Genomic DNA, 10,891 nt, shown 5'->3' with positions numbered 1-10,891 from the left:
ATCATACTATCAAAGTTCCTATCGCGGGAGAGGGGGTAGATCGAAGTGAAATTAAAAAATCTGTGACCAATTCAAAATAAAATCTTGTCTATAAAAACTTCAGGGACGTTGCCTAGTGATAGCACTAGTTTTTGTATATGGTTTTTATTAGTTGAAAACATACGCTATCCTTTGTTATAGATGTTTAAATTTTTAGGAAAAACAAAAAATTTAAGCAATAAAAATACATTACCTGCCACAACAAAAATAGAAATCACTTGGATTAATTGATGAGGAAACCCATAAATATCTGAAAATATATATAGTGCCAAGAAATTAATAATGTAACCAATGATATATGTTACGACATAGCGTATAAAAGAATTTCTATCAATTTGGTCCGATTTAAAAGAATATTTGGCATGCCCCCAATAAGCCATTAATACACCTATGGGGTAAAGCACAGTTACCGCAAGCTTAGGCTCTAACCAAAAATAGGTAACAAGCAAATAAATTAAATAGCCAAAACCATTATTGAGGAGTCCTACAATCCCATAACGAACAATTTGCTTTACAGTTCGATAGTCAGCATAGGTTTTTAATTTATCCATAGAGTTTTTCAGTCATTAATTGCTGTCTATCTACTTTACCATTGGAATTTTTAGGCAAGACTTTTTTAACTACAATTCGGCTAGGAATCATGTAATTGGGTAATAATTTTTCTAATTCATTCAGTAAATATTGCTCTTCGGGGGATTCCGAACTAGCAACAAAGCCTATCAATTTACCATAACTCGCATTAGCCCTTTGATATACTACAGCAGCTTGATTAATGTGAGGCAATTTGGCCATTGCGTTTTCTATTTCTTCAAGCTCGATACGATAGCCCATATGCTTTATTTGATTGTCTTTACGACCGATAAAATAAAGTATTCCCTCTTCTTCCTTGACTAAATCACCCGTTTTATACATTCGCTTCATGAAATGCTTGCTATCGGTTAGGGTAATGAAGACCTCTTTAGTTCGATTCAAATCATTAAAGTAGCCTGCAGCAACATTAGGCCCAATAAGACAGAGTTCACCTTGCGCGGACTCATTGTTTTGTTCATCAAGAATTAAATAATCAAAATTAATATTGAGTGTACCTAAGGGGGGTAAACCCTCGAGATCCATAAAATCACTTTCGCTTATGGAGTAAGCACTACAAATACAAGTGCATTCAGTAGGCCCATAAACATTAGTAAGGCGAGCTTGACTGGCGAAAAAATCATACAGTCTTTTCAGTTCGGTTTTAGGATAACCTTCTCCACCAAAAACAATATGGCGCAAATGAGGCATACATTGCGGTGCAATAGCCTTCATTGAGGTAAGATACATGAGTAATGAAGGCACAGAAAACCATATCGTGCAGGCCATCTTATTAATATAAGGGACGAGCTCATAAGGTTGGTTCAGCAGTTCTCTTGAAATAGGGCTCAATGAGGCGCCAGAGAACAAAGCCACATAGAAATCGAATACGGAATTGTCAAAATACAAAGGGCTCAATTGGGCAAAATTATCATTAGGATTAATTTGAAAATGCTGTTTACCCCAGTTAATAAAATGTATTAAGTTCTGATGGGTAACAGCGACCCCTTTGGGTATCCCTGTGGAACCAGATGTAAACATGATATAAGCAATAGAACTTCCATCGACTTTTTTCATTAAATGTTCTAATTTTTCACCTCTACTTGGTGATAAAGAAGCGATGTTTTTAGTTAGCTCTAGAGCATTTACTTGAGAAAGATTAATTAACTCCTCGAGTTTGGGTAGCGATGAGGGTTGATCGTAGAATAAATAACTAACCTGGGCTAATTTAAGGATATGGTGGTTTCTAACTGCAGGCGCGTTAAGATCTATATTAACATAAGCAATGCCTAATTTTAGGGCTGCTAACATTAAAGTATAGCTTAACTCTTGTTTTGTACTGGCAATGGCAATAACATCACCTTGCTGTATGCCATAATGAAGCAAGACGCCACTTAAACGCTCAGTCCAATCCAATAATTCAGCAAAATTAAGCGTCTTATCTGCATACCGCAACGCAGTTTTTGCCTTATTTTCTTTTGCTACATCTGAAAAAAATAATCCTAAATTATAATAATCCATATTTTTAAGAATTGTTTTGCAGCAATTCCCCTTCATTTATTAATAGTATAAAAAGGATAAGGTTCGTGAAGAGGTAAAAAACCTATTGACTCACAAAGCCTCATTGAGCCTTCATTGTTAGTAAAACAGTCCCATAAAGGTGATAATGATAACTCAGAACAACGTTGAATAAAACCAAGTACCGCGTATTTTGCTAGGCCTAAATGCCTATAATTCTCTAAAGTTAAGACATCAATTTCAGTATACCTATCTGCTTCGGCGGCAGAATAGCAAATTGACGCAGGTGAATCGCCAACATAGACCACCACCGCATTAGCTTTCTTTATAAACTCTGCAGCGTTGCGCCAAAACCGCGATGTTAAGCCAAAAGTACGTTCAATTAATTGGATATTATCGGTATTAACTTGAGCATAGCTTAATCCAGCCTTGAGCTTAGGACTTATGAGCTCCTTATTTGCTAATTTAAAATGCTGCCGTATAGCTTTGCATGACTGATACTCTGCGTTAGTGAGAAAACTCGGTAGTACAGGAGCGTATAAACGAATTTTATTGATCCTGAATTCTTTATGGATAAATAAATAGTGTTCTAGTTCATTTTCAAACGATTTATCGGGTTCGCCAAATATTTGCGAAAAACCAAATGAATGCTCGACATAGAATTGGGTCGGTTTATCTAAATGATTAGCATAAACCAACCCCTCTTGTTCATTGAGTAAAACAGTAGCAATTAAAGGAAAAAAATAATAAGACCTTCGGTACAGCTGATATGCTTTATTATAATCGGATGGGCAAAGCAAAAACATTATAGGGTAAGCCCACCATTTACTGGCAATATGACCCCGTTCATAAAATCATTTTCAATTAAAGAAGTCACTGCTTGCGCTACTTCTACTGCTTGCCCTAAACGTCGCAAGGGGGTATTGTCTTGAATGTGTTTAATTATAGAGGGATTTAAAGCTTTATAAGTAGATTCTGTTTCAATAAAACCAGGTGCTACGGCATTGCAACGAATCCCAAAACGACCAAGCTCTTTAGCTAAACTAAGGGTCATCGCATTAATGGCAGCTTTGGCAGCAGAATAGGCCACTTGTCCTTCATTACCCTCCGCACTAATTGAGCTCATATTAATAATAAGACCTTTAGTCCTTTTCATAACCATTTGGGCAACAACAGCGGAGCTCATTATAAAAGCAGTATCTAAATTGGCGGTTAGACAATGCCGAAAAGATTGATAGCTATGGGCCATATTATCAACGTTCATAATATTAATCATAGGCTCACTATGAATCAGCCCTGCATTATTAATTAAGACTTGAATTGATCCATGTTCCTCAAATAAATTCTTAATTAATAATTGAACTTTATTACTATCAGTAATATCTAAAACATAAGCCTTAATTTCAGGTGGTAACTGGGCGACGGCTTTTGCATCATAATCAACCACAAGTACGATAGCGCCTTGCTTATGTAAATAAAGAGCCATTTCAAGCCCCAAATTTTTTGCACCACCCGTAATTAATATAACGCTATCCTTAATCTTCAAAATGAATACCCTTATCAGCAAGTACCGTCATAATATTACGTACAGAGTCCATTTTTACGATGTCAGAAATTTCTAAATTGATAGAAAATTCTTTTTCTAAAGAGACCACTAAATCCATTTGCTTTAAAGAATCCCAGCTGCCCACATTTTCTTTACGGAGATCAATAATTATTTGATCACTTCTGAGATTAAAAACATTTGCTAACACAGAAACTAAACGCTGATTCATAATTAAATTCCAAAAAATTTTACATAGTCTTGAGATGAATAACGTAACTCTTCACCTGAACGAGCCAAATGCACCGATGAAGCTTTAGTATTCTTAGTAATTAATGCACCTGCACCAATAATACAGTATTCATTAACGATAATTTCATTAGTTATGGTGGCATTCACCCCAATGAAAACATTTCGTTTGATTTGCGCACTTCCTGAGATAACTGCACCTGACGCCAGCCAACAGTGATCCTCTACCTGTGAATGATGTGCCAAAGTAACATTGACCCAGATCATTGAGTTAACCCCTACACGCACATGAGGCTCAACCACGGCGGACGGCATAATCACAGAGCCCTCCCCTATAGGATATTGGGTATAAATTTTTGCATCAGGATGAATGTAGGTTTCAATGTGATAGCCTAAATTTTTCAAACGGAAAAACATCGACTCACGTGTTTGATTGATGTCATTATAGCCCATGGCCATAATGATTTGGTGAGTCTCAGGCTTATACGTTGCAGCCACCTGGGAAAAAGGAATGGTTTCGAGCTCTTTAATCCCTCCTTGAGCCGCATACTCATCGTCTACGGTTAAACCCATAACTTGATAGCGCTTATCTTGAAGCAAATAATTATAAAGTATTTCAGCTGTAATAGCATTTCCTGCAAGAATGACTTTTTTCATAAAACATTCTCCAAAACAGCTAAACCAAATCCCGTTTTTCCGTAGTTATTGCCATTGTATAACATATAAATTTGTTTTTCGTGTTCAAAAATATAGGGATAACAAACCATTTCACTATCCCAGCCCTCTGTTGAGACATCAATTCCTGAAAGTGCATCATTACGTTGCCACTTTACTCCGTCGCTGGAGGATGCAAAGCCTATGCGATAAGTCGCGATGTCTTTGGTAGCTCGATGGGCAAACCACATGTAATAGAGATTATCTTTGTAATATACGCTAGGGCGACCAAAAGCATATTCGTATTCATCGGCAAAGGGAATACATAATCCTGGTTCACAAGTCCAATCAACACCATCGTTCGAATAGGCATGATGAATGCCATAGTGATGATGCCAACCATGCTCTTTCTTTTCCCATTTAACGCCTGAGTTATACCAAGTATGCCAAACATCATCTTTAATATGAAAGGCGGTTGCTGCAGCAAACAAGGGATTGTTTTTATCTCTGCCAAGAACAGGACCAGTGAACTCTTTTTCAAGACTAAGTTCATGAGTATTGAGTAGCGCACGGCCCGTGTCACAAAGCCACATCCCCTCAGGAAGATTTTGCCACCCTACATAATAGAGATAATGCTGCCCTTTATGTTCAATCAAACAAACACTAATTACCCCATCACAATCAAAGTAGCCCGTATCGCCAGGCATCAAGGCTAATTTAGGCTTACCCAAAAGGGTCATTTTATCTTTGGCAACTTCTGCATAAGATAAGAATACATGTGAACGGCTTTTTTCATCTCGACAAGTAAAAGCCACAATGAAAATATTATCTTTATAATGGATGGCACAAGGATGAGAGCCATGGGTAAAATTCGGCATATTAGGTTCAAAAACTAATCCTTTTTTTTGCCACTTAAAAGGTATGGCTTGTTCTACATGACTTAACATAATGGTTCCTAATCTACTGCGTTACATGCCGCGTTTAAGACACGCTCTAAATATTCGACTCGACTCAAGCCTTGTTTTTCTGCGGCCGCATAGACTTTATCTTTTAAGAGTGGATCTATACCTTCAAGCTGACCATAATACCTGGAACGAATGGTGCCACCTCGTTTTCCTTTATGGGGTACATCAATATTGATAGGCAAAGCCTCTTTTGAAACAATAAATTCAATCACATAAAAACAATGGTATAATTCCCACGACAATTTTACTTCTCTGGCATTAGGCGGAATAAGTGCTAAAGGGGCCTCATAGGCATATAAGGGATTATTTTTAATGAGCATATTCCCTATTTCGGTATTTTTTAACCAAGGTGCAATACCTTCATCACAAATTAATACCTGACCACCTGATTTTACGACGCGATTCATTTCAGAAATTCCTTTGCCAATATCGGAAAATAAATTTATTCCGCCGAAGTGGTAAGCGATGTCAAAAAAATCATCGCTAAAAGGTAAGTTCGTAGCGTCGCTTAATGAAAAAAATAACTCCAGATTTTGACTGTTATGAGCTTGGTATTTATTAACTCCATCAACTAACATCTGCTTCGCAAAATCTTGGGCATAAATAGTTCCACATCCTTCTAAGCGCTCAATAATAAAAGGAAGATCATTACCATTGCCAGCACCGGTAACTAGAATCTTTTTTGATTTAGTTAAATTTAAACGAGAAATTAAATTCTTTCTTAAAGTTTTTTCATCTGCGCCAAAAGTTTTATATACCCAGTCAAACGCATTATCATGCATAGCCACCGCATCAGCAGTGGAGTACTCATTTGCATTTTCAGGCTCACAAGCAAAAACGGGTACATCCGTCCCCTCCAGATAAGGAAAGAAATGCCCTTGGGGGCATTCAAGACCATCATTCCTAACAACAAGCTTTTGCTTAGTACAATAAGTACAAAAATAATTTACATTCATCTTCATTTCTTAACCTTTTTTCTGGCACACAACCCAAAACACGCGCTCATTGATACCGTAATAATCATTATTTGCAGAACCAAAAGAAAAATTCTTAAATAAAGGAGAAAAAAACTGTTCTACTTCGTGAGGATTGGCAAACGCTTGGAGTCTATAACCATTTCGATTATTGTAAGGATCATTAGCAATCACATAGGTACCGTCATTTAAACAACGGGCATTTTGGAAAATATAGGAGGCGCTATCTGCTACTGAAGCAATAAGATAACCGCCTTTTTTTAACACCCTAGAATATTCGGCTAAATTATCAATTAAGGTTTCTCCCTCATCACAATAGTAGCAACAATGTGAGGCTAGAATATAGTCAAAAAACTCTGCTTCAAAAGGGATCTTACTATTTCGTCCCACCGTCAAATCGGTTTTATAACCTAGGTTTTCAAGTCGGTTTTGAGTTTGGGAGACAATAGCTTCAGTAATTTCAATTCCACTAACATCTAACCCTAGATCGCATAGAAAAACAGTATTTCGACCGTCACCAAAGCCCACATCTAATATTTTGTCGCCGGGCTTAGGCTTTTGAAATTCGAGGCCAGGATAGCTTGCTAAAAAAGTTCTCACTACAAATTCAGTAGGATATACTTTGCTCATTGACCGTTGGGCATAATGCCGTTCATAACTTGAATTAATTTCCATTTGTTCTTCCATATATATTCTTAATTATTGCATAGGGTCTATGCTTTGTTTCTGAAAAGATCTTTGCTAAATACATGCCGATAATGCCTATAAAAGAAATTATCATGCCCCCTAGTAACCATACTGAAACCATAATTGAGGTCCACCCTTCGACATGTTTAGCCATGAAAAGTCGTCCCATCACCAGATAGAGAGCATAGAATGTTGAAATCAAAAAAACTAAAAGTCCAAAAAAGAAGATCATTTTTAACGGGGCTGCACTAAAAGAAGTTACTGCATTAACAAAATGACTAAATTTTTTGAATAAATTATAAGAAGACTTTCCTTTATCATGCTTCACAACAGTATGAGGTATTTGTTTGAAACCAGTAATTACCCACAAGCAAGAAATCACTGTTTCAATCTCTTTGTACTGTAAAAGAGCATTGACATAAGCTCTTGTCATCAACCGAGTAGTCGTTATATTTCTGGGATGCTCGATACTGAGCAATCGATTTAAGAGTGAATAGTAGAGGGCGCCGCTATAGCGCTCAAACCACCCACCTTTTCTATTTTTTTGGATCCCATAAACCACATCTGCTTTATTAGTGAGCATTTGTTGATGAAATAAAGTCAGCCATTCGGGTTCTTCTTCTAAATCACTATCAATAAGAAAAATTAACTCACCGTGCGAATGTTCAAGCCCCGCACGCATTGCATTATGATGGCCAAAATTTCTCGATAGATCGACCACCACCAAATGATTATCTCTATTCACAAGTTCAACTACTAGTTCTAAGCTATTATCAGGTGAACCATCGTTTACAAAGATAATTTCATAATCCTCACCTGCAACTTGTTGGGCTATTTTTGTAGCCCGTTGGTAAAACTCATTAATATAATCCCTAGAGTGATACAGTGTGGTCACTATCGAAAGTTTCATCGGCTCAAATATCTCATATATTTTTCCGTATTCTTGCCGCAATTAAATAATAAATCAAGTATACTCACACCATGGGTAAACTCACCCCACAATTGAGGATATTCCTCATAGCCTGAATAATCAAACCAAGTCAATTTAATGTTTTTTTCTGCAAATAAGTGCTCGTCGAGATAATTAAGAGCGGCAGGCCCCGAAATATATTCTGTAGCCCCCGCTTGCACGCACAAATTCACAAGTTTTTCAGTTTTTCCTTCACCAAGTTGATAATTGGCCGAATCAGTAAGTAAGGTTTTAATCCCTAAATAATTACAAATTGCTTCTAAAAATTGTCTATTCAGACTAGATAGATGACTATAGGTGAGCTGAGTGTAAAGTGGCTCTAACCAAGCTGCAATTTCATCAAAATGGGGGGCTCGGCGATAATTTTGCACCAGAGTTTTCCAATGATCATGTGCCCAAGCTGGACCATCAATTAAGGTATCGCGAATGCTTTGATAATATTTTCCTTTCACGGACACAGGGACTGAAAGCCATTGGATACCTTGAGGAGTCTTTATTTGATTACGATTGCGCCAATCTCGCCGCGTGTATTGCATGCAATCATAAAGTATGAACTCATCTACAGCAGCAATCAGATCAAAATACCCCTTCCAGGGAATATAGTTGGATTGAACAATAGCAACTTTTTTCATTTTTTTTCTTAATAATTAAAGTAAATAGAGCTAACAGAACATCATAGGGATTGCTGTGCCAGCATCATAGTAAAAAGCATTACTAAATTCAATGTAATTAATAGTTATGTGCACTTGCCTTATAAACTTTTAGTTCATTGAAAAATGTCCTATCTCACCTATTGACAAAACGAATTAATTTTGGTCAGACTGTAAGTCGGGACAAAAAGGAGAATGGAATGAAATTACAAATTGATAGAACCTCATTTTTCGGGCTTACATCGTCTCCCTCCACAACTGCAACCGCTGTTAGTAGAGATGTCGACGCAGAACAACAGAAAGCAAAAGCAGCTTGGCTCATTCAACGATGGTGGAAACAACTACATCTTAAAAAAACTGCGGCAGAATCCTTTCATTATGTTCATGATATGGTTTCACTAGAACAAGCACAACAAGACTCCTTTCCTAAACTCGAAAAATTTCTTCTCGACCCAAAAACGCTTAGGGTAACCCGTGAATTGCTAATCCATTTAGAACAAACCAAAGACATTATCTTGCCTTCTCGGATGAGCTTGTCCAATGTGTATCGAGCGGAACGTCAATTTTTAACCGCCTACATGATTGCGACTAAATCTAAATTTCTTTTTGAATCACCCTCCGATATTGATGAGCTTTTATTGACTCGCGCAAGAGACATGCTCAAATCTTTCGAAGAGCTGTGCGAGTTTATGAGTAGGATTTATTTAAAAGAAGACGATGTCCCAAGCTCTCCCTTGGCAGAAACCACGCCATCTGCAGATAGAGTACTCTCAAGCCTAAGTAATAAGCGCCTAGATGACGATCATCGTTTCATGACTGAAGGACACGATTATCTAGAGGTTTTTCATAAAAAACAAATGGCCTATTACGAAACCTTTAATGAATGGGAAGCCAAAAATCGGCATAAGCTTGGTAAAATTTTAATTGCTAAGTATATAGAAATTGAAGCAAAACGTTTTACAGTGTTAAACAGCCTCGACCCAAGAATGCTCGAGCTCTATGAAGCCTATGGCAAACAAGAGGACACCCTTAGAAGAAGAATCCATTTTTTACTCCGTGATGAAGGTGAGCGTTTGTTGACCGAAGAATTAGGAAAATTAAATGCTGCGCTAGAAGCGAGAAAATGGGTTAGTTCTCCGACCGAAGCTTTAGTCCACGAGTTAGCTTTAAATCCTAAATTAACACTTAGCCCGGCGGCTTGCGCCATAGCCCCCCAAAAAGATGTCACTGCGGCAATCATTGCTCTTGAGCAAAAAATGGCTAATGTTGAACCCATCATCGAGATTATTATTGAAATGCGAAATAATTTAGCCTTATTCACCCCGAATAATAGACAGCAGCTTATTCGATTACAGCAAGCCTTTAACCCCGAATTAATAAAAAGTAAAATCGCGACTCTAGGCTTAGAGCGCGGTTTATACGAAAGCATTTATCCACTATTTGAACAAATTAAAAGTCTTGAGTCCCCTGCTCACGTTCGTGAAACAGACTATTTTTTAGATGAAATTACGCGACGATTAAGCGTCCCAGGTGATAGAAGCGCTCTTTTAGGAGAGACCATTGACTATATTTACTATAAAATTTCACAAATTAATTTGGAATTAAAAAACCACCAAATTGCTCAGGCAAGAGGCTTAATTGCTCGTAACATTGTGGCCATGGAACAAAAAGAATTCCACCATCGTTTATCCAAAAAACAATTTAATCTCGACTATACTTTAGCATGGCTAGATAAATTTGTAAGCTCGCCGGAGGAATATCGACTTAACCTGCACAGTTTATGCTCAAAATATCTCGGCTCTTACGCCAGTCATGCTCTAATGCTTGCTGTATTACAACAACCCGACGCCTCTATTTTACATACCATACCTGAAACCTTTTATCTGGATCGTTTAAGATTAGTTAATTGGCATGCCCAATACCAAAATCTTCGCTATACGGTTACGGCTTTAGGTTATTTACTCATGTTACGCACATAAACTTGTAGTTTGACTAAAAAGCATTAGAATTCCGCCCTTAATTTTAGGGAGGGAATTAAATGGATATGCTTGATCTTTATAGTGATTATTTGATTT

12 protein-coding genes are annotated in these 10,891 nt (G+C 37.3%); 1 reads left to right on the top strand and 11 read right to left on the bottom strand.

The window, feature by feature from the left end; all coding sequences use genetic code 11:
- Positions 1-164: 164 nt before the first annotated feature.
- The 11 genes from ELY15_RS10255 to ELY15_RS10205 are packed head-to-tail and all read right to left on the bottom strand — an operon-like array spanning position 165 to position 8,798.
- Positions 165-590 carry a GtrA family protein gene (locus ELY15_RS10255; RefSeq protein WP_127099667.1) on the bottom strand — a complete coding sequence of 142 codons (426 nt, stop codon included), beginning with the start codon at positions 588-590 and terminating at the stop codon, positions 165-167.
- Positions 583-2,127 carry an amino acid adenylation domain-containing protein gene (locus ELY15_RS10250; protein WP_158617448.1) on the bottom strand — a complete coding sequence of 515 codons (1,545 nt, stop codon included), beginning with the start codon at positions 2,125-2,127 and terminating at the stop codon, positions 583-585. Before ELY15_RS10250 ends, ELY15_RS10255 begins: the two co-directional genes overlap by 8 nt.
- Before the next feature lie 32 nt (positions 2,128-2,159).
- Positions 2,160-2,930: a GNAT family N-acetyltransferase gene (locus tag ELY15_RS10245; protein WP_127099663.1), complete on the bottom strand. Its 771-nt coding sequence runs from the start codon at positions 2,928-2,930 to the stop codon at positions 2,160-2,162.
- A complete protein-coding gene (locus tag ELY15_RS10240) occupies positions 2,930-3,670 on the bottom strand; it encodes an SDR family oxidoreductase (RefSeq protein WP_127099661.1) in 741 nt (246 codons plus the stop codon). Before ELY15_RS10240 ends, ELY15_RS10245 begins: the two co-directional genes overlap by 1 nt.
- On the bottom strand, positions 3,660-3,899 hold the full coding sequence (locus ELY15_RS10235; protein WP_127099659.1) for an acyl carrier protein: 240 nt from the start codon (positions 3,897-3,899) through the stop codon (positions 3,660-3,662). The genes ELY15_RS10240 and ELY15_RS10235 overlap by 11 nt, the downstream gene beginning before the upstream one ends.
- A gap of 2 nt (positions 3,900-3,901) precedes the next feature.
- The gene (locus tag ELY15_RS10230; RefSeq protein ID WP_127099657.1) at positions 3,902-4,573 is read right to left on the bottom strand and encodes an acetyltransferase; all 672 of its coding nucleotides are present in this window, start codon (positions 4,571-4,573) and stop codon (positions 3,902-3,904) included.
- Positions 4,570-5,517, bottom strand: a complete 948-nt coding sequence (locus ELY15_RS10225; RefSeq protein ID WP_127099655.1) for a hypothetical protein — start codon at positions 5,515-5,517, stop codon at positions 4,570-4,572. Before ELY15_RS10225 ends, ELY15_RS10230 begins: the two co-directional genes overlap by 4 nt.
- A gap of 8 nt (positions 5,518-5,525) precedes the next feature.
- Positions 5,526-6,497: a class I SAM-dependent methyltransferase gene (locus ELY15_RS10220; protein WP_127099653.1), complete on the bottom strand. Its 972-nt coding sequence runs from the start codon at positions 6,495-6,497 to the stop codon at positions 5,526-5,528.
- A gap of 3 nt (positions 6,498-6,500) precedes the next feature.
- Entirely contained in the window at positions 6,501-7,184 is a 684-nt protein-coding gene (locus tag ELY15_RS10215) for a class I SAM-dependent methyltransferase (RefSeq protein ID WP_158617447.1), read from the bottom strand.
- Positions 7,174-8,106, bottom strand: a complete 933-nt coding sequence (locus ELY15_RS10210; protein ID WP_127099649.1) for a glycosyltransferase family 2 protein — start codon at positions 8,104-8,106, stop codon at positions 7,174-7,176. The genes ELY15_RS10215 and ELY15_RS10210 overlap by 11 nt, the downstream gene beginning before the upstream one ends.
- Entirely contained in the window at positions 8,103-8,798 is a 696-nt protein-coding gene (locus ELY15_RS10205) for a WbqC family protein (protein ID WP_127099647.1), read from the bottom strand. The genes ELY15_RS10210 and ELY15_RS10205 overlap by 4 nt, the downstream gene beginning before the upstream one ends.
- 218 nt (positions 8,799-9,016) lie before the next feature.
- On the opposite strand from ELY15_RS10205, the gene ELY15_RS10200 reads away from it, so the two are divergent.
- The gene (locus ELY15_RS10200; RefSeq protein ID WP_127099645.1) at positions 9,017-10,795 is read left to right on the top strand and encodes a TCP11-related protein; all 1,779 of its coding nucleotides are present in this window, start codon (positions 9,017-9,019) and stop codon (positions 10,793-10,795) included.
- The last annotated feature ends 96 nt before the right edge of the window (positions 10,796-10,891 follow it).

The sequence above is a fragment of the Legionella sp. km772 genome (genome assembly GCF_003989735.1).
Taxonomy (GTDB): Bacteria; Pseudomonadota; Gammaproteobacteria; order Legionellales; family Legionellaceae; genus Legionella.
The sequence above is the reverse complement of the archived record's forward strand: the minus strand, read 5'-3'. Positions and strand labels throughout refer to the sequence as shown.